This window comes from Nitrosospira sp. Is2 (assembly GCF_033095785.1).
Taxonomy (GTDB): Bacteria; Pseudomonadota; Gammaproteobacteria; order Burkholderiales; family Nitrosomonadaceae; genus Nitrosospira.
This window is the reverse complement of sequence record NZ_CP137134.1, coordinates 3,416,247-3,435,133: the sequence shown is the minus strand read 5'-3', so window position 1 is coordinate 3,435,133 and position 18,887 is coordinate 3,416,247. Positions and strand designations below refer to the sequence as shown.

At 57.4% G+C, this 18,887-nt stretch carries 16 protein-coding genes; 11 read left to right on the top strand and 5 right to left on the bottom strand.

Going from position 1 to position 18,887, the window contains the following annotated elements; all coding sequences use genetic code 11:
• The first annotated feature begins 14 nt into the window (after positions 1 to 14).
• Positions 15 to 395: a hypothetical protein gene (locus R5L00_RS15105; protein ID WP_317652602.1), complete on the top strand. Its 381-nt coding sequence runs from the start codon at positions 15 to 17 to the stop codon at positions 393 to 395.
• Positions 396 to 728: 333 nt separating this feature from the next.
• On the opposite strand, the gene R5L00_RS15100 is transcribed toward R5L00_RS15105, so the two are convergent.
• The 3 genes from R5L00_RS15100 to R5L00_RS15090 form a co-directional block, all read right to left on the bottom strand.
• Positions 729 to 1,985, bottom strand: coding sequence for a glycosyltransferase (locus tag R5L00_RS15100; protein ID WP_317652601.1), 1,257 nt, complete (start codon positions 1,983 to 1,985; stop codon positions 729 to 731).
• A 154-nt stretch (positions 1,986 to 2,139) separates the two neighbouring features.
• Positions 2,140 to 2,634 carry a hemerythrin domain-containing protein gene (locus tag R5L00_RS15095; protein WP_317652600.1) on the bottom strand — a complete coding sequence of 165 codons (495 nt, stop codon included), beginning with the start codon at positions 2,632 to 2,634 and terminating at the stop codon, positions 2,140 to 2,142.
• 439 nt (positions 2,635 to 3,073) lie between these two features.
• Positions 3,074 to 3,349, bottom strand: coding sequence for a hypothetical protein (locus R5L00_RS15090; protein WP_317652599.1), 276 nt, complete (start codon positions 3,347 to 3,349; stop codon positions 3,074 to 3,076).
• A gap of 16 nt (positions 3,350 to 3,365) precedes the next feature.
• Between R5L00_RS15090 and R5L00_RS15085 the strand changes: the two genes are divergently transcribed.
• The 5 genes from R5L00_RS15085 (at position 3,366) to R5L00_RS15065 (ending at position 10,687) form a co-directional block, all read left to right on the top strand.
• Positions 3,366 to 5,618, top strand: a complete 2,253-nt coding sequence (locus R5L00_RS15085; RefSeq protein ID WP_317652598.1) for a family 1 glycosylhydrolase — start codon at positions 3,366 to 3,368, stop codon at positions 5,616 to 5,618.
• Between the two features lie 156 nt (positions 5,619 to 5,774).
• Complete coding sequence (locus R5L00_RS15080) at positions 5,775 to 7,604, top strand: ABC transporter ATP-binding protein (RefSeq protein WP_317652597.1); 1,830 nt, start codon at positions 5,775 to 5,777, stop codon at positions 7,602 to 7,604.
• A 402-nt stretch (positions 7,605 to 8,006) separates the two neighbouring features.
• Positions 8,007 to 8,492, top strand: coding sequence for a hypothetical protein (locus tag R5L00_RS15075; RefSeq protein WP_317652596.1), 486 nt, complete (start codon positions 8,007 to 8,009; stop codon positions 8,490 to 8,492).
• A 251-nt stretch (positions 8,493 to 8,743) separates the two neighbouring features.
• Positions 8,744 to 9,901: a hypothetical protein gene (locus R5L00_RS15070; protein ID WP_317652595.1), complete on the top strand. Its 1,158-nt coding sequence runs from the start codon at positions 8,744 to 8,746 to the stop codon at positions 9,899 to 9,901.
• Positions 9,902 to 9,952: 51 nt separating this feature from the next.
• A complete protein-coding gene (locus R5L00_RS15065; RefSeq protein WP_317652594.1) occupies positions 9,953 to 10,687 on the top strand; it encodes a ferritin-like domain-containing protein in 735 nt (244 codons plus the stop codon).
• A 328-nt stretch (positions 10,688 to 11,015) separates the two neighbouring features.
• Here R5L00_RS15065 and R5L00_RS15060 read toward each other — a convergent pair whose 3' ends face one another.
• Entirely contained in the window at positions 11,016 to 11,519 is a 504-nt protein-coding gene (locus R5L00_RS15060) for a DUF4142 domain-containing protein (protein WP_317652593.1), read from the bottom strand.
• A 275-nt stretch (positions 11,520 to 11,794) separates the two neighbouring features.
• Between R5L00_RS15060 and R5L00_RS15055 the strand changes: the two genes are divergently transcribed.
• The 5 genes from R5L00_RS15055 to R5L00_RS15035 all read left to right on the top strand — a co-directional run bounded on the left by R5L00_RS15055 (position 11,795) and on the right by R5L00_RS15035 (position 16,985).
• Complete coding sequence (locus R5L00_RS15055; RefSeq protein WP_317652591.1) at positions 11,795 to 12,076, top strand: hypothetical protein; 282 nt, start codon at positions 11,795 to 11,797, stop codon at positions 12,074 to 12,076.
• Positions 12,077 to 12,554: 478 nt separating this feature from the next.
• Positions 12,555 to 12,800, top strand: coding sequence for a hypothetical protein (locus R5L00_RS15050; RefSeq protein ID WP_317652590.1), 246 nt, complete (start codon positions 12,555 to 12,557; stop codon positions 12,798 to 12,800).
• A 285-nt stretch (positions 12,801 to 13,085) separates the two neighbouring features.
• Entirely contained in the window at positions 13,086 to 13,364 is a 279-nt protein-coding gene (locus R5L00_RS15045; RefSeq protein ID WP_317652589.1) for a hypothetical protein, read from the top strand.
• A gap of 395 nt (positions 13,365 to 13,759) precedes the next feature.
• A complete protein-coding gene (locus R5L00_RS15040) occupies positions 13,760 to 14,134 on the top strand; it encodes a BON domain-containing protein (protein ID WP_317652588.1) in 375 nt (124 codons plus the stop codon).
• A gap of 499 nt (positions 14,135 to 14,633) precedes the next feature.
• On the top strand, positions 14,634 to 16,985 hold the full coding sequence (locus R5L00_RS15035) for an ATP-binding protein (RefSeq protein ID WP_317652587.1): 2,352 nt from the start codon (positions 14,634 to 14,636) through the stop codon (positions 16,983 to 16,985).
• Between the two features lie 165 nt (positions 16,986 to 17,150).
• On the opposite strand, the gene R5L00_RS15030 is transcribed toward R5L00_RS15035, so the two are convergent.
• Positions 17,151 to 18,854, bottom strand: a complete 1,704-nt coding sequence (locus R5L00_RS15030; protein ID WP_317652586.1) for a phospholipase D family protein — start codon at positions 18,852 to 18,854, stop codon at positions 17,151 to 17,153.
• Positions 18,855 to 18,887: the final 33 nt, after the last annotated feature.

Below are 18,887 nucleotides of genomic sequence, written 5' to 3'. Positions count from 1 at the left end.
ACTGGAGACAGATCATGAGGCACAGTTTTCTTCTCAAAAATACGGCACGAATTGCAACACTGGCAAGTGTTATCGTTTTCGGCTTCACCGCCGCAGCGTACGCGGCGGGCGCGGGAGACCAAACCGGGCAAGGTGGTGACATGTCCGGGCATGGGGGGCCTGTAGACCGCTCGCAGGCGGGGCAATCCGGTCAAGGCGGATCCTCGTCGATGCAGGGTGGCCAAGGACAAAGACAGGGGCAGGGGCAGGGTGGTATGCGCTCGGGCCAAGGCTCATCAGGGCAGGGCTCAGGTTCCTCCACGCAACCAGGCTCCGGCTCTTCCGGGCAGTCGGGTTCCACGGGTCAGGGCTCCGGCTCATCCGGGCAATCCGGGGGATCTGGCGGAGGATATTAAGGAAGCAGGTAAAAAGCCCTACGGGGGGCGCGGGCAGGGTTTACGGGATGAGATGCGCCAAAAGCGACGGGCGAATGGCTGATCCAATCGGTGATCCTTAGCCAGGATCCTGACAAAAGCAGACATCCCCGGGGCCGGAACCGTTCGGCCGTTCGGCCATTCCGGTTGCGCGCAATTGAGCGTTGTCCCCCTCCCTCGCCCGGGCCCTCGTCGGGCCGTATACCAGCCAGATATCTGCGGATCGCCGTTAACATGCTGCCATGCTGCCGATCCAGGTGCCGCCGAGCATGCGTTGCCTTCCTTGCCCTCAAGGGGAGCAGTACGAGCAGTACATCACGTTCCGCGGTTATCCTGTCCGTCTACCGGTTTGCGGGCCGCCTTTAAAATCATGCGTTTGACATTGGGGGGAGGCAATCGCGCTTCATCGTCCGCGGTTTCCGCCGCCGCGCCCTCACTAGATGTTTCGATCTGCGCACTCGCTTTGCGGGCAGCCCTGTCGGTTTCCACCTCCGTGAACAGGTGACGCATCTGCTCCGCGGTATCCTCCCAGGAACTGGTCGCTAGGAGCCTGCGCATTGACTCGATTTTCCCGGTTCGTTGCCCGGGCGTCGCGTTAAGCGCGCTCTCGCACGCCGCAATAAACTCGTTCGCGTCGGCGGCAATGGAGACGGCTTCCCCATAAAGTTCGATGACGTCCGCAATATCGGTGCTGATGATGGGCAGTTCCGCAGCCATATATTCCAGGGTCTTGGTTGGACTGATGAATCGGGTGGACTGGTTGCGCGCAAACGGGAGCAGGCATACATCCCAGCCGGCGAGAAACCTCGGCAGGTCATCGTAGGGTTGCTGACCTAGATAATGTATGTTCGGCCGTCGCGGAAGATCCGCCTCATCGATTTTAACCACGGGCCCGACGAGGATTATCTGCCAATCGGGGTGCGCGTCGGCAAGCGCGGCGAGCAGCGCCATATCGAGGCGTTCATCGATTACACCGTAGTATCCCAGGCGAGGCCGGGGAATGGCCGCATGTGCGGGATGGCTCTTGGAGCGGTCCCGTGCGTGAGCAAAGTGGGCAACATCCACGCTGCTGGGGAAGCAGTGAACGTTATGATGCCGCTCGCGCTTTGCCCTGAAGAGGCTTGGCCCCCCCGTGAACACGATATCCGCTTCCTTGAACAACGCATTTTCCCGCTGCAGCAGTTGCTTGGGCGAGTTTTTGAATGCGGCCAACTCGTCCATGCAATCGTAAACCACAAGGCCCGGGCTTAACTCGTCCATTAACGGTAACGCCATCGGCGTGTAAAACCAGACCATATGGTCCGGGTAGTCGATTCCCAACTGGCGCGCCAATGGCTGCAAATAGGGCAACTGGTCGTCGTGGAAACCATGAGTTTCCACAGGTGTGTGCGGTGTCCAGACAATCACATTGGGATGGGGCTCGGAAATCGCCGCCAGATGCTTTTTGGGGTGAAATACGGGTTCTTCGAAGAAAAGAATCCGGTAATGCGCCGCGAGGCGCGAGAGCAGATGCTGAGGGCGCTGATGGACAAAATTCCATCGCAGGTGCGACATGACGATAATATTTTGCATACTATCTCCCGGGCATATGCATGAGCCTCTCTGTGAGACATATGCGGCAAATCATAACAATACGCCTGGGCGGGCCGGCACGACAGGTCGGGCTCCGCTCCAGGCGGTAAACGGCAACAGGTTGAAGAGGATTGAGCCTTCGTGTTGAAAGGCGTTATTCCTCCATCAACTCCTCTTTTCGCTGCGCCATTTCGGCTCCAATTTCTTCAAGATCTACCTTGGCTTTTTCGACCTTGGGGAATATCTCGTTCTGTTCCTCTTCGACGTGATGATTAACATACTCGCCCAGTACCTTAACGGTCGCGTCGAACATGGGATCAGACGCGCCCATGGATTGGATCTGCGCGATCAGATCCTTGGCTGAGTTATGCTCGACCATGGCTTCGTTCATCAGGTCATCATCGTCGATGGCCTCTCGAGCAGCGGGGTAGAAGATTTCTTCTTCCAGTTGCGCATGGATGGTCAGCTCCTTGCAAATTTGCGCCGCCAGCTCTTCCTTGCCTGCGTCCTCGTCCTTTTTGCTCAGCTTCTCGAATTCCTTGAACATTTTTTTGACCTTGGCGTGGTCCGCGGTCAGCAATTTGATCGCATCATTTTTGGTACGGCGTGTAGCGGTTTTTCCAGTAGAGGTGCCTTGCGTTGTAGGCATGGTAGTTCTCCGTTGATTTTGGTTGGTTATACAGTCGGCTGTAAATGTGGCCGATTGCGAATGCGTAACGAATTCATGACAGGCATGTATCCGATGAGCGAAGGATACGCAGGGCCAGCTGAACCTTCTGTTCGCCAGACCACACTCGCGTCAATTCGGAGAGTGTGTTCTTGAACACGCGCTCGAGGCGCCTCGAAAACGCAACTTTTTGCGCCTTTCCACGTTAAGAAGGGGGAGGAGGGAAGGCTGCGCCTTGATTTCGATTTCGACGCCTGAATGTATGATGGCGAACAGAGCGATGCCGGTTTGGCGTTTAGGATGCGGTTGAATTTCGGCTTTCGATGGTTCTTTTATGGCCTCTTCCGCTCAGGTTGCAGATTGGGCCAGTTTCGGGCCCAATGGGACAGTGCAGGGAAACAAGCTTATGAAAGTCAACGCCTCATCCGAGGACCGGTGTCAATGCCGGCGGACTGAATGCCGGATGGGGCACGCGCCTGGGCTGCGGCACCAGCATGGCGGCAAATCCCATCCGCGAAACCCCCTTCCTTTGATTAAGGACTGCAAGCGGTTGTAGCCCGGCCTGTAGACGGACCTTATAGCGATGCGAACGATACCGGATACTGCGCCACACTGCGCCCCACTGCGCCACACTGCGCCCTTCAAACGTTCCATGCTCACCCCATGTTTCACTTCGTAACGGGTATCCAAAAATCATCCATGCTGGACTCGATATGAAACAAGCGAAAAAACCCGCGCGCGGGGAAGAACTGGCGCTATGGGGCGGACTCGAATGCACCGTGAACCGGGTGGCCGACGAATACTTCAGCCAGCTCGCGCGCAACGGACACCTCGAGCGCCTGTGCGATCTGGAGCGGTTCGCCAGCCTTGGCATCCGCGCGATCCGCTACCCGGTGCTATGGGAGCATATGGCGCCCGATGGAGTCGATCAAATCAACTGGCAATGGTCCGACGCGCGCTTGCCCGAATTGCAGGCCCGGGGCATTATGCCAATCGTGGGCCTGGTGCACCACGGCAGCGGCCCGAAGTACACCAGCCTGACCGATCCGAATTTCCCCGAACAGCTGGCTGCCTTTGCCGCGGCAGTGGCCCGGCGGTATCCCTGGGTGGAGTATTACACGCCGGTGAATGAACCGCTCACGACGGCCCGCTTCAGCGGACTGTATGGATTGTGGTATCCCCATGGTCGAGACGATGCGGTCTTTATCGAGGCGTTGTTGAACCAGTGCCGCGCAGTGGTGTTATCCATGCGCGAGATTCGCCGGGTGACCCCCCAGGCAAAACTGGTGCAGACCGACGACCTGGGCAAGACCTACAGTACCGCGCGACTGTCCGACGTGGCGGAATTCTATAATGCACGGCGCTGGCTGGGGTGGGATCTCCTGTGCGGAGCAGTAGGGGTGGCGCATCCGTTATGGGAGTATCTGACCAGCACGGGCATCCCTGCGTCGCGGCTGCTCTGGTTCAAGGACAACCCGTGCGTGCCCGATATTATCGGCATCAACTATTACGTCACCAGCGAGCGGTGGCTGGATAACCGCCTCGAACGCTATCCCGGTCACCATGTTACTGATTATCGCGGCCATCGCTTTGTCGATATCGAGCCCGCGCGCGTGCTCGCGACGCCGACACCAGGGGTCGGGCCGCTGCTTGAAGAAGCCTGGGGCCGGTACCGGGTGCCGCTCGCGGTTACCGAGGCGCACATCGACGCGCGCCGCGAGGATCAGATGCGCTGGCTGGTTGAAATCTGGGAGGCGGCAAGGAAGGCAAGGCAGCAGGGCGTTGACGTGCGCGCGGTCACGGTATGGGCGCTGCTGGGTTCCTATGACTGGAACTGTCTCGTTACGCAATGCAGAGGGTATTACGAGCCCGGTCCTTTCGATGTGCGGTCGGGCAACCCCCGACCCACGGCTGTCGCCGCCCTTATGCGCGACCTCGCGGCAGGACGTCCGTTATCTCACCCGGTGTTGAAAGGGCAGGGATGGTGGCGCCGCCCGGGCCGCATCACCTGCGCGCCGGTGGCTACGGGCACCGCTGTTGCTTCCCTGTATCCCGAGCACCATCAGGCAACTGATGAGAGCGTGCAGCCGATTCTCATCACAGGCGCAAGCGGAACATTAGGGAGGGCGTTTGCGAAAATCTGCGAGGAGCGGAACCTCACCTACAAGCTGTTGAGCCGCCAGGAACTGGATATTGCAGTCCAGGGCTCCGTGGATTTGGCCGTATCGCGCTACCAGCCGTGGGCAATCATCAACGCCAGCGGCTACGTGCAGGTGGACAATGCCGAGCATGAATTCGAACGTTGCTTCCGCGAGAATGTTCTGGGGCCCGCGATTCTTGCGGGCGTTTGCAAGACGCGAGGCATCCAGCTGCTGACGTACTCCAGCGATCTCGTATTCGACGGGGGTCAGCGGTCCCCTTACCTGGAGAGCCACACAGTCAAGCCATTGAATAACTATGGAAGGAGCAAGGCCGAGGCGGAACGCAGGGTCCAGGAAACCTGCCCCGACGCACTCGTGGTGCGCTCCAGCGCATTTTTCGGGCCATGGGACAACTACAATTTCATTACCCTCGCCTTGAAAGCGCTGGCGGACGGCCAACCGTTTCCTGTCTCGACAGATATCACCATTTCACCCACCTATGTGCCGGACCTGGTGCATGCCAGTCTGGATCTGCTTATCGACCGGGCAGCGGGAATCTGGCACTTGACTAATGCGCATGCGCTCACCTGGGCAGAGCTTGCCGCCATGGCTGCCGAAAAAGCGGGCATCGACAACGCCGGCCTGGTTGCGCGCGCCAGCCATGAGCTTGGCTATGCAGCGGCTCGTCCGGCCTACAGCGCGCTCTCCAGCGAGCGGGGCATCATTCTGCCGACGCTCGAGGATGCCCTGGACCGTTATTTGGCATCCAGACGGCAAGAGATGGCGATGGAGTCGACGGAGAAAGTCACCGGCATGCGTAAATAAGCACCACCGGTGCCGTCGCCGGCAGGCACGGCTATCGCGCGACTACCAGGAGTTCTTCCACACGCGACGACTATATATCAGGGCCACAATCAGCGACCGCAAAACACGCGCAAGCGGTCGCCAGTTCGACTTTAACCCAATCAAAAAGGCAACGTTATGTTCGCATTCTTTGAACAGCTCGTACGACCCACCGATGTTCCTGTCAAGCCGCCGCCTGCGGGCTTGCTGGCGTTCTACTGGCACTTTGTCAGCCAGACCAAGGGCCTTTATGCCGCCTTGTTTGCGACCGGCTTGGCAGTCGCACTGATCGATACCCTGGTCCCAGTCTTCATCGGCCACTTCGTGCAGATAATGGAGGCGTCTGCGCGGTCAGAGGCATTGAACGACGCTATTCCCATGCTGATCGGCATGTCGCTGCTGGTACTGATCGGCAGGCCCCTGGCAGTCCTGATAGACAGCTTCATCCGCCATAACGCGGTAGTGCCGGGCGTGACCAGCCTGATCCGCTGGCAGAGCCACTGGCATGTCATCAGGCAGAGCTGGACGCTGTTTCAGAACGACTTCGCGGGGCGCATCGCAAACCGCGTGATGCACACGAGCGACGCGGTCCGGGAATGCGTCGTATCGAGCATCCATGCGGTCTGGTATATCGCGGTCTACGGTGCCTCGGCATTATTCCTGATGGGCTCTGCCGATTGGCGGCTGGCGATTCCCACCGCGCTATGGTTCATTTCGTACATATTTTTCCTTCATTACTTCGTACCCCGCATGCGTGACCTGTCCAGGCACAGCAGTGAACGAAGCTCGATACTGATGGGTCGGGTGGTGGACAGCTATACCAATATCCTTACCGTCAAGCTGTTCTCGCGCGCGACCGATGAAGACGCGTATGTGCGCGAAGCTATCGAGGATCACACGGGTGCAATAGCGGCGCACATGCGTCTGATAACCAAATTCACCACCACATTGGCGGTGCTGAACGCCCTTTTATTGGTCTGCACTTCCGCCATCGGACTGCTGTTGTGGTCCCAGGGGGTGCTTGAAGCTGGAATCGTGGCGATGGCGGTGCCGCTGGCCTGGACGATAGCAAATACAGCCGGATGGGTCAGTTGGGAGATGAACCGAGCCTTCGAAAACATCGGCGTGGTGCAGGACGGCATGGAAACCATCGCCGTAGTGAACACCATGCCCGATCGCCCCGCGGCGCGTAATTTGGACGTGAGTACAGTCCATGGCGAAATAAGGTTCGAAAGGCTGACCTTCACTTATGGCCGCAGCGATGGCCGCAAAGTACTGGATAGCCTCAACTGCACCATCCGCCCGGGCGAACGCGTTGGATTGGTCGGAAGCTCCGGCGCCGGCAAATCGACGCTGATCAATCTGTTGCTGCGCTTTTACGAGATCGAGGCTGGAAGTATCCGGATTGATGGCCTGGATATCCGGGAATTGACTCAGGACAGCTTGCGTCGCGCGATCGGCGTCGTGGCTCAGGATACCTCGTTGCTGCACCGTTCCATCGCGGAAAATATTGCTTATGGCAGTACAGGGGCGACGCCGGCGCAGATTGAGGCGGCCGCGCGGCGCGCGCAGGCGCACGAGTTCATCGTGAGCCAACGGGACTGGAACGGACGAATCGGCTACGACGCGCACGTGGGCGAGAGAGGGGTGAAGCTCAGCGCAGGGCAACGGCAGCGCATCGCAATTGCCCGCGTTGTGCTGAAGAATGCCCCCATTCTGTTGCTCGACGAGGCTACCTCGGCGCTGGACAGTGAAGTGGAACTTGCCATTCAGGATCAGTTGCTCGGATTGATGGAGGGCAAGACGGTCATCGCTATCGCGCATCGCCTTTCGACCATTGCCTGCCTTGACCGGCTGCTGGTGCTGAACGACGGACGCATCGTGGAACAGGGCACCCATGAGGAGCTTCTGCAGCTTAACGGCCAATATGCCATGCTCTGGCGCCACCAGTCCGGAGGATTCCTGTGATTCCGCCTGATTCAATGCCGGTGGTGTCCGCCCTGCGTGCGCAATCAACCGCTGTTCTAGTCCCCTGATTCCCCTGGGTCTTGGCGCCGGCTTTCTGCTGAAGTCGGCGCGCTGACATCCATAAATGCGCGCCATCGTCTCAAGAAGCCTGAGCAACAAGATCTACTCTTCCGTCATTAATCGTCATTATTCTTTCCGCATATCCACGCCCCGCCATAGCGCCAAAAAAAAACAAAACCCAAACGTACGCTGGCGTACAGAGCTAAACGCTTTCGGGGACTAGGATGACATCCCTCGCCGCATGCAGTTTCTTTTTTCTATTACAGGGCCTCGTCATATACGAATTGCCCTTTAGTAAATAACGCGGCCCCAGATATCTTCTATGACTAACAGGAGGAGCAGATGAAAGATATAGCGGTATCCATAAAAACTTGCGCCGTCGTGCTTGCTGCCGCAAGCCTCGCCTTTGGAAGTCTGGCTCACGCGGCAGGAGGATCGGACAAGGACGAAGGCAAGAGGACGTTGAGCCGTGAGACAACACATGGTAATGAAAGTACCCTCGGCACCACCAAACCCGGGACTTCCGGAAGCGGCGCGTCACAAGGTTCCGGCAATAAAAGCAAGCCGCAAGGGGGCGCCCTAGGGGGGTCCTCGACCGATAAATTCAGCAACACGGATACCGGTGGCGGCGGAAGCGGTTCTGGTGCACCGTTGCAGGGCGGTGTTACAACCAACAAGCAGGGGACTTCCGGTGGAGCCAACAGCGCAGGTGGAATGCGCGGCACGGTTGGCAAGGACGCCGGGCCGGGACCCCATTCGGGATCTGGCACCGGCAGCGGTTCCGGTAGCGGCAGTGGTTCCAGCAGTGGTTCGGGTACGGGCAGATGAAATCGCGGTTTCCCTAAGTATTCCCTCAGGTTTCATCAGTTCCTATCAGCTTCCATCAGCTTCCATGGGGCAGGCAAAGGAATTCCGCGGCCTGTCCCCGGCTAGAAAGAGCACTTGGCAATAATCCGATTCAATAGCAAAAACACCCCTAAAGACGAGAATGGGCCTGGGTCGTAACGGACGGTTCATTCACACTCACTCTTCATCGTCTCCTCTCAATACAACCCCCCATACTTCCGTAGGAGGAAAAAATGGCGCTTAACTTACTTCAAGACAAAGGCATGCCACTTGACAGACAGCGGTTCACCTGGAAGGAACTGATACAACCCCCCATCAGCAAGCTGGATGACGACGCTTTCACTCGCGTCCGCGTTATCCTGATGAACGGCATAGAGATGGAAGCGCTGCGTTTCTCGCATTCGTGCGCGCGCGTGAATAACGACTTGAGGCTGCCGCTGGCGAAGGTCCGGCGGGTAGAGCACCACCAGGCTTCGATGGTGAATAACCTGCTCGGCGCCGATCACTCGACACTCGAAACGACCATAGGCTATGAACAGGTTGCAATCGAAGTTACGGCGGTTGTGGCCCAGAACGAGCCTGACGAGTATCTGGCGCAGCTTTATCGCTTCGGCATGCTGGAGGATTTTGACCATCTCTACCGCTATACCGCGCTGCTTGACCGGCTGGAAGGCAAGGACGCCAACAATATCCTTCAATCCTATACGGACATCGTGCCGGGACGGCCGACTTCAGTGGAACATCGCGCGCCCGCGGACGACTTGCGCGAACACTACAACCGGACTCAGGCGGCATTTATTTCAAAGCTGCACGCACTGACGATCCTATCCAGCGAACAGCAAACCCACAATTTCTACATGAACGTGGGGCCGTTGTACGCGGACCCGGTCGCGCGCCAGCTTTACGCGGAAATAGCATCCATAGAGGAACAGCACGTAACGCAATACGAGTCGATGATCGATCCGAACGAGACGTGGCTGGAGAAATGGCTGCTGCATGAGGCAACCGAGGTTTATAACTATTACGGGTGCGTGCAGCAGGAGTCCGACCCACACGTGAAGGCGATCTGGGAACGCTGCCTCGACTATGAGTTGGGGCATTTGGAGCTTGTGCGCGAACTATTCAAGAAATACGAGCGCCGCGACCCGGCTGAAGTTCTTCCCGCGGAACTGCCGGAGCCTATCAACTATGCCAGCCAGCGCGAGTTTGTGCGTAAAGTGCTCAGTGAGGAAGTTGACTTGCGCGCCCGCGGCACCCAAATTGTTGACAAAAGCCAGGAGGGCCGCGAGTCGGAGGAATACCGCGAGCATATGAACTCTTCGGGCTCGCCATCGGAAATCGTCGCCGCCGGCTACCAATGGTCGCCTGGCGCCGAACTTGTCCGCTCATGATCCACAGGTTCCGCGTAAACCCCCTTTAAGACACAATTCAGGAGATCAATCATGGAAAGAAGCACAGATGTGGGACTCAACCGCACTGGCGTCGATATGTCGCCGATCGATACGAAGGAAATGCTCGCGCTGAGCCGCGCCACGCCTGCGTCATCCGGCGGGGACGAAACGTCAATTGCTGCGGTGCGCAGGGAATATAACGCTGAAGCGGAAGATCTCGGCTCCATTCCGCCGCCGGGAACCCTCAAAGGTGTCGCCAGCACGGCAATGCAGAAACTGACGGGCAAGAACCCTGAAGCCTTTATTGACAAACTTGGTTGTCGGCTGGCCTTCGAACGTACTGGTGTCCGGCTTTACGACGCACTGATCGCCAAGTGTTCAACCGTGCCCGGGGCTGATATCCAGGTCCCGCTCGATACCTTATGGACCTTTCGCAACCAGGAGTTACGGCACTTCAAGCTCGTCGAGGCTGCCATACGTTCGATCGGCGCCGACCCCACTGCGCAGACGCCTTCCGCGGACGTCGATGGGGTGGCGTCAATGGGCCTGATTCAAGTACTGACCGATCCCCGGACGTCGGTGGCGCAATGCCTGGAGGCTATTCTTATCGCGGAACTGGCGGATAACGATGCATGGCAGATGCTCATCCTGTTGGCTGAAAAAATGGGGATGAACGACATGGCGCGCGATTTCAGGGTCGCGCTCAACGAGGAGGACAACCACCTCATGCATGTGCGCCAATGGTACAAGCAGCTAGTGCTTGAGGACGCTTCGATCGGTTCTTAGGGAAACTTGCCATCAGGTGCAACCGAGGGCGACCGGCGGCAAGGGAAGGCAGGTCGCTCATCGCGTCGCATTTTCTACGTGCCTTTCAGCTCGTAACAGCGCGTATAAGCGCGCGCATACGCGTGTGTATGGCAGGGCGGAATGCGGCGCCGGTGACCATCCGATTCCACGGCAATGCCTTCCGCGGAAACGGCTTGTGGAGGGGTTTAATAAGAGGCTGGCGATGGAGGAATGTCACGCGGGAATCAACGCCACATTCCTCTCTCATTTCGCGCATGGCGCAGATAAGGCCCGGGCGGGACTTTACCCCGGCTTGATTCAGGTCCCGTTAGCGCTTATCGCCAGATGAGCCCTGGATTTTCTGGGCATGCTCCAGATGGGAGACAAGCGCCGGGCGCACTTTGACGAGAAGGGCCTTCAGCTCTTCATTCTTGACGTTTGGCACCAGCTTGGTGTCAGCCACGTCGATGACCTGTTGATGCAGCTTGATTTCTGCGTCGATATAAGCTTTGTCGAATTCTTTTCCGCTCAGGTTCTTCAGTTTGTCGAGGTTCTTTTTGCCGTCGGCTTTCAGGCTCTTGCTGATGGGATTATCCTCGGGCGTCACCTTGAGTTTGGTTGCCAAGTCCGTCGCCTGTTTATTCACGTCGGTGTGCTCGCCGATCATGCGGTGGGCGAAGGCGTGAACATCTTCATTCGATGCTTTCTTTTTCGCGAGCTCCCCATTTTCAATATCAACCTGATTGGCGGTCACTACAATGTGGGCGATTTGCGCATCATTGAGCTCGCCGGCCATGGCAAATGCGGGAAACATCAGGGCAGCTGCAAACACGAGTACTTTTTTCATTTTTAATCTCCTTATTGATGATGAGACGCGCCGCGATAAGCGGCGTAATATGCCGGGCGCTTATCTTGACAACAGCGCCGGTCTGGCAATGATGAGCCGTTAGTTGGGCGGTTTCTGTACGCTAGCATACAAAACTACCCTTAGTTAAAACAGGGTCTTAGCTCCGGCCTGTGCGCTACCGCACCGAACCAGGGGCCAATGCGCGTGAGAATGTGAACAGGCGCTATTGCCGAATAATATTATGTATGCAGGAGCCATTAATGGACAATTCCTCGGACAGACAGGCGGATGAATTGAAGGATGACGAACCGGCGGATCAGCACGCCGAGCAGCAAGTGGACCAGGCAACGGATGAATCGAGTGAAGGCGTACCCGTCAGCGAAGAGACTCACGGAAACAGAGTGGGTGAGAAGATAGAGAATCGCGCGTCCAAGAAACAGGAAACGCGCGAGGAAGCAAAGTCCATCAGCGGCACCGAGCCGCATCATGATCCCAGAAATGAAAGCCCGGATTCGGGCCCGGCGCCGCTCGACCGGTATTGATATAAACGGAAGGGGCGGGCGCCGCCCTGGGGTATTTGCCCCCAGTGTCGCCCTTCGGCCACCGGTCTGGATGGCCGCTAACGGCGGAAGGCCCGTGCAGCCGATAACGCGGCTGACACGTGTAGTTGGAGGGCGGCGGGGCGCCGCGGATGCGCGTCCCCAACATCTTTTCTATAATTCGAGGTCCACCCCCAACGCAGCATGATCGGATGCGGATAGGTCCGGCCCCGTTACGGTCGGGAATTGGGTAATGGGTTCTGCGCCTTCTTTTACAGCAATGGCTCGATCCCATGTATCCCACGCCGCTCAAAACCATAACCGGTAATCTTCGGTCGAAGCGCTTCGGATACGAAGATATAGTCCAGCTAAGTCAATTTCGGGCCCCCGGCTCCCGCATCCTCGTAATAATGGGTATAACGCTGGTTGATCGGTAGAGTCGTGTCGATGACCGGGTGCAAACCATTTTCTGCAAGAGGGGATGCAGCGAACCGAAGGCGCTGCGGGTATCCTCGTTCATATCTCCCATGACAACAACGTATTGACGGGCCACGTCGTAGCGATCGAGAATCGAATCGAGCAGCGAAGCAAGCTGACGGATTTTATCCAGCAGTTTCGTCGCTTTATCCGAGTCGCGCAGGTTCAGCACCCTGGCGCGTCGAAACAGATTTTAAAGATTGAACGTGTTGATACGCATGGTGCTCGAGTAATTGACGTTTCGCGATAGATTTGCTCAACCGCAATTCTATCTCATCACTTTCGGCTGCCGCGCAGGAATTCCATGTGATCCGGGGTTACGCCACTGGCATTCTTTTATTCGCTCCTCGTATTTCTGTCGGGGATTTCTCTTTGTTTTTTTCTCGGCGCCAGCCGGAAGGGTCTGGAATCCGCCAGCCATCTCCCCTTATCAATGAATAGGATTGACAATCATTCTCATTAGCATTACTCTATTTGGGGACTGTGCCGGACGGTGTTATTGAAGCTAAAATTAATTGGGATAAGGGGAACGAACTTGACACAGAATCGGGGAAAATCAAACGAGAAACCGCCGGTCAGCTTGCTGCTGGCTGTACTATCATGGCTTACTACCCGATACCGTCCAAGCGCGGCGCGGACCGATGCCGACCGGGTAACCCGGACGGCGATCGCTCATCATTTCCAGCTTCTTGTTCTGCATCCGGCGTCGGACAGCATAGATATCGAAGCGGGCATCTACATGGCTGAGCGGGCGGGAGTGGATGCGAGCGATCTGCTTGCGCGTTTCGCGGCTATTACCGGCCGGCTCCATTAAACCCTGGTCGACCTTTTGCCAGCGTGCCACCAATTTCCATGTCGGGATCAGCCAGGCCCCACAGTCACTTCCATGCCACGGTCCTTCAAAGCCTCACGTGGCGCGCGTGAGGACTTACTGAGAGGCTCCTTAGTAATTGCCACCGGTTTTGCGCTTCATGGACGCGGAACCAGTCAGTTTCCTGCAGCGACGGAAAGGGCGGAGGCGTTATCTTCGTGCCGGAACGCCTGCCTGCCTCTGCCCCGGCCATTCCACCTCCCCGACAACGCTCAACCCTCAACCCTTTTGCCTGCCCAATTACTGCTGGCCTCGACCCTGCGTTCGCTAGCGTACAGACACGAAACGCTAACAGCACGAGTATGACTCTACCATTCTATTCTTAAAAAGGAGAAGTCATGAAAATATCGAAATCCCTCCCGCAGTTCGCGGTAGTTCTGATGGCTGCCGTGCTGGCCGGTCCTATTTCCGGTTGTGCCACCAAGTCGGAGCGCTCTACCGATCGTTCTTCAGAGCGTTCTTCCGAGCGTCCCTCGGGCGTAGGTGAATATGTAAGTGATTCGGTCATTACGACCAAAATAAAATCAAAGCTGGCAACGGCAGATGATGTCAGCGCGGTCCATATCAAGGTGGATACTGACAAGAACGGCGTGGTGGTGCTGAGCGGCACTGCGAAAAGCAAGGCTGAAGCGGATAAAGCGCATGCGATAGCCCATTCCGTGGAAGGCGTCACCAAGGTTATTAACAATATCAGGATCAAGAAGGAAGACTAACTCCGGACCGGGGTGCAATCCGTCGCGAACGAGTGAGTGGCGGCCTGGTCTTACTGCGCCCCTCCTGACTTTCCGCTCCACGGCGCCATGGACATATACGTCCATGGCGTGCCAAGGCGGAATCCCCCATATATCGCCATATCTCCCGCACCCGATCAACGCATGTGAGCGGCGCGGCTTTTTGCCTGAAGGGTGCCCGTGACCAATGGAACGGCAGCCGGCACATCCGTTCTGCGGCCCGGGGCTTGACAGTTGATGCATTGCTGTTCAGCGGACCCTGATCCAACGCTCATCCCCTCATGTCTGCAACGCCCTTTTTGCCCCCGCCCGCCCGACGCAGTACATTTGGCTACGGGCAAAAGAGGACCGCGCGCGGGGGACGGACCATTAAGCGCTCATGCACGGTCGCAATTTTGCCTGTAACAGAACCGCAATTTTGCCTTGTACACAGGACAAAAGCCCTGCACAATATGGGGATATTCGGCCAGGAGTCGTAACAATGTCCGACGAAGATTCCATGACAGGGCGCGGAGCCATGCTTAACAGGCTTCCCGGTATCGAGGTTTTGTCCCGGCGCATTTCGCGTGCCGAAGATTTTCAGGCCGAAAACCGCGCGCTCACCATTCTCGCGCATGAGCTTGCGAATAATCCGCGCAATCTGTTGCACAAGTTGGCAGAGCTCGCATGCGAGCTCTGCCGGGCTGATTCGGCCGGCGTCAGTACTTTTGAATCGGATGGCACTTGCAGGAGGCATGTTTGCGCCGGGCTTATGGCGCAATACCTGGACGGCACGAAAAGCCATTTCCACAACTCGTGCGGCATCATGGCCGTTCATGACGCCCCCGTTCTGTTACAGAACCCTACCAGTCTGTTCCCTCTTTCTATTGATATTCAGCCACCGGTCGTGGAAGCGCTGCTGGTGCCATTTTTTGACGAGGAACAACCCGCAGGCACGATATGGGGGACGGTGCATTCGGGAGGGCGGGCATTTGATACGGAAGACCTCCGCTTGATGACAAGCCTCTCAAATTTTGCCTCAGCTGCGCACCGGCTCAGGCATTCCATGGATGAGGGCACCAACGTACGCAATGTTCTTGAAAGGCATATGGAACAACGCACGCAAGCGTTGTCATTGGCAAACAGCACGCTTCAATATCAGATATCAGAGCGCGAGAGGATCGATGCGACATTGCGGAAAACGCAGAAACAGCTTGAGGCCGAGGTTGCCGCCCTGAACCGGTTGCATGAGCTCAGCACCAGTCTTTTAACGATCCCCGACCTGCCCTCCGCGTTGACTGAAATATTGCAGGCGGCCACCGAATTGCATCAGGCCGACATGGGATACATCCGCTTGTACGATCCGGAAAGAAAAGTCCTTTCGATTGAGGTGCATCAGGGTTTTGACGAGGAATTTATCGATCGCTTCAAGACGGTCGATGGCAGCGACGATTCGCCCTGCGCCCGCGCGCTTCGCACAAGGCGTCGGGTGATGGTTGAAGATATTCACGCTGAGGAACAATCCGCCATTGACTTGCACGCAGCGGAGCTGGGCCAATACCGCGCCATTCAAACCACGCCTTTATACAGCCGCGAGGGAAAGCCGCTGGGCGTCCTGTCCATCCATTTCCGATTTCCTCATGCGGCAGCGGAACAGCGATCGGGGATACTTGACCTGTTTGCGCGACAAGCGGCCGATTTGATCGAAAGTCTGCGCATCACCGAGCAGCTCAGGGATGCCGACCGGCGCAAGGATGAGTTCATTGCCACGCTTTCGCATGAACTGCGCAATCCGTTGGCGGCAATCGACAGTTCAGCTACGCTTCTGGAGTACGCGCATCTCGACAGCGCCAAGCGCGAATGGGCTCTCCAGGTGGTTCGGCGGCAGTGCAGGACCATGAAAATCCTGCTGGATGACCTTCTCGATGTTTCGCGCTTCACCCTGGGCCGGGTAACGCTGCAAAAACAGAATATCGCCTTGACTGCGCTTATCGACTCCGCCATCGAAACGACACAATCTCTTATGGATGAAGCCAGCCATACGTTGTCGGTTACGAAGCCGCCGCCGTCGCTGATGGTTCACGGCGACCCGATCCGGCTGACCCAGGTTTTCTCCAATTTGTTATCCAATGCGGCAAAGTATACCGATCCGGGCGGCAAGATCACCCTCGACGTGCAGTCAACCCCCATAGGCGTGACGGTAAGTGTCGAAGATAATGGCATCGGCATCGAGCCAACGTGCCTGGAGGAAATTTTTGGCATGTTTTCTCAGGCGAAGGGCAAACGCCATGCGCTGGCCGGGGGACTGGGTATCGGGCTCGCGCTGGTGCGAGCCATCGCGGAACTGCATGGCGGTCGGGTTTATGCCACTAGCCAGGGCATTGGTCAGGGCAGCGCCTTTCATGTTCATTTGCCTGTGGCGCAGCCGGAGGTCGGGCGGGGCGTGCCGCAGACGGCGCGGACGTCGCCGTCAGATCCGGAACCTCCAGCAAAAAAAGGATGCCGTATCCTTGTGGCTGACGACAACGAGGCGGCGGCAATGGCTGTTTCCATGCTCCTGCAGCGTGACGGCCATGAGATCCTGATAGTGAATGACGGCGCCTCCGCTGTACAGGAGGCCGAGCGATTTCAGCCGCACATTGCTCTGCTCGATATCGGGATGCCGCATCTATCGGGCTATGAAGTCGCGCGCCAGATCCGCGCCGCTCCATGGGGATCGGCGATACGCCTGATCGCGGCTACCGGATGGGGCCAGGAAAAGGACAAGAAACTGGCGGAGGAGGCAGGTTTCGATGCCCACCTCACCAAGCCCATCAATTTCAAGGACCTGCTGGCCCTGATCGCAGATCAATAAGCTTGTGTTGCAAGATATGTGGGGCTAACCAGACCCGCAGGGGCGACTCCGGCATTTTCTTCGGGGAAAACCCTGGTTGGGGTAGCGATTCAAGCGCAATGCGAATACCCATTACACGCCGCTATCGGATTACGCCGCGCTAATAGGACATGAAATAGCCAGTCCTCATAACATCCAGTCTATGGGCAGCAGCGAAATAATCCAGACCCGTGCGCGTTGCCAGAAAGTTGTGCCCGGTTCGACATCGTGCCGCACCTGCTCTCCGTCCCTGCGCTCGACCCAATAAAGCTGCCCGGTATCGGACAGACCAACCTCGTAAGTCTTGCCCGGAATATTGTCACGGAACGCATCTGTGATTAGCTGTGCCAGCGTAGGGCTATTGATGACAAATCCCATTTCCGTGTTAATGGCTGCAGAACGCTGATCGAAGTTGAAGGAGCCCACGAAAACCCGCGAGCGATCCACCGCGAAAGTTTTTGCATGCAGGCCCGAAAAAGAACTGCCGATTGATCCGGCGCCATGAGATTCCGGGAGGGTGGGTGACAGATGCCGGGATTCGTAGAGCCTTACACCCGCCTTGAGGAGGGGTTTGCGCCACTTTGCGTATCCCGAATGGACGAGCGTTACATCGGTGGCCTCCAGCGAGTTCGTGAGTATCCGGATTTGAACACCCTGTTCCGCCAATGCTACAAATGAAGCGACGCCGGCCGCGGCGGGCACGAAATAGGGTGAAATGAGATCAACTTCAGTCGCGGGTTTGCCAATAATCTGTTTCAGCTTGTGTCGCAGCAGGGCTTCGGGCGCCGCCTTACCCAGGCCCTTTGCCGGATCGTCGCTGGTTATCTGCATGGTGACCCACTCAAGGGGAAGCTGGCCTTCGAGCAGTTTGTGCATCAATGGAGAATCGCGGACGGCGCTTATATATGCCAAGGTCGCGGGATCATTTTTGACGCGTGAGGTAGCAGCGGCAAGTTCGGCGATTGAATCGGAAGCAACCGGGGAAACGATACGATCGAGCGGATAGGACGATTCGCTGGTCCAATAACGATCAAAAGTATTAGATACCTCGTGAACGACCGGCCCCGCGGCCATGATATCGAGATCCGCAAACAGTTGGCCGCCGGCGGCGCCGAAATACTGATCCCCAATATTGCGTCCACCCACGATGGTTACCTGATTATCGGCGGTAAACGACTTATTGTGCATCCGGCGGTTTGCCCGAGAGAAGTCGAAAATGTACGTGAGTAGGCGCGCTCTCCGTGTGACGAAGGGATTGAACAGCCGAACTTCGATATTCGGATGGGCGTCGAGCTCGGCGAGGATTGTGTCGAGTCCCGATGCATTGGCATCATCCAGCAGCAACCGCACACGAACACCACGCTCTGCCGCCTCGTAGAGACCATTGAACAGCAAGGTTCCGGTCGTATCTTTATGCCAGACGTAATACTGGACATCGAGAGAGCGCTCGGCCGCACGCATCAATAGCGCTCGCGCGGCAAAGGCATCGAGGGCGTGCCGAAGCGGATAGATGCCGGAATAACCGGGGTTGGCAGCCACTCGCGGAATTACCGCCTTCCCAAGCTGGCTATCGGCGGTATCCCGATAGGCAACGGAAGTGGTGCGGTTTTCCTGGGACGGCAAAAGCGCGCACCCGCTCAGGCTCGCACCCAGGCAGAGAACAAGAACGGGAAGCAAAACGGAAAACCGCTTATGCCTACTCATCGCGCAGGAGCCGGTTCTGGGAACCCGCTTAACCAGCTGGACACCGCAGCCTGCCGACCAGCCCGATGCATTTCTCAATTCATTGCGGCGCCTGCATGGATGTCGGGCCTGAAAAGCCAATTCAGGTATTCCGGGTTTCTGTAGCATCTTCGTGCTCCCGCGTTATTAAACCAGCATTTA

Bases quoted from the DNA above. Each gene is read 5' to 3' on its own strand.
- R5L00_RS15105 (WP_317652602.1), top strand. From the start codon at position 15: ATGAGGCACAGTTTTCTTCTCAAAAATACGGCACGAATTGCAACACTG.
- R5L00_RS15100 (WP_317652601.1), bottom strand. From the start codon at position 1,985: ATGCAAAATATTATCGTCATGTCGCACCTGCGATGGAATTTTGTCCAT.
- R5L00_RS15095 (WP_317652600.1), bottom strand. From the start codon at position 2,634: ATGCCTACAACGCAAGGCACCTCTACTGGAAAAACCGCTACACGCCGT.
- R5L00_RS15090 (WP_317652599.1), bottom strand. From the start codon at position 3,349: ATGATTTTTGGATACCCGTTACGAAGTGAAACATGGGGTGAGCATGGA.
- R5L00_RS15085 (WP_317652598.1), top strand. From the start codon at position 3,366: ATGAAACAAGCGAAAAAACCCGCGCGCGGGGAAGAACTGGCGCTATGG.
- R5L00_RS15080 (WP_317652597.1), top strand. From the start codon at position 5,775: ATGTTCGCATTCTTTGAACAGCTCGTACGACCCACCGATGTTCCTGTC.
- R5L00_RS15075 (WP_317652596.1), top strand. From the start codon at position 8,007: ATGAAAGATATAGCGGTATCCATAAAAACTTGCGCCGTCGTGCTTGCT.
- R5L00_RS15070 (WP_317652595.1), top strand. From the start codon at position 8,744: ATGGCGCTTAACTTACTTCAAGACAAAGGCATGCCACTTGACAGACAG.
- R5L00_RS15065 (WP_317652594.1), top strand. From the start codon at position 9,953: ATGGAAAGAAGCACAGATGTGGGACTCAACCGCACTGGCGTCGATATG.
- R5L00_RS15055 (WP_317652591.1), top strand. From the start codon at position 11,795: ATGGACAATTCCTCGGACAGACAGGCGGATGAATTGAAGGATGACGAA.
- R5L00_RS15050 (WP_317652590.1), top strand. From the start codon at position 12,555: ATGCAGCGAACCGAAGGCGCTGCGGGTATCCTCGTTCATATCTCCCAT.
- R5L00_RS15040 (WP_317652588.1), top strand. From the start codon at position 13,760: ATGAAAATATCGAAATCCCTCCCGCAGTTCGCGGTAGTTCTGATGGCT.
- R5L00_RS15035 (WP_317652587.1), top strand. From the start codon at position 14,634: ATGTCCGACGAAGATTCCATGACAGGGCGCGGAGCCATGCTTAACAGG.
- R5L00_RS15030 (WP_317652586.1), bottom strand. From the start codon at position 18,854: ATGCTACAGAAACCCGGAATACCTGAATTGGCTTTTCAGGCCCGACAT.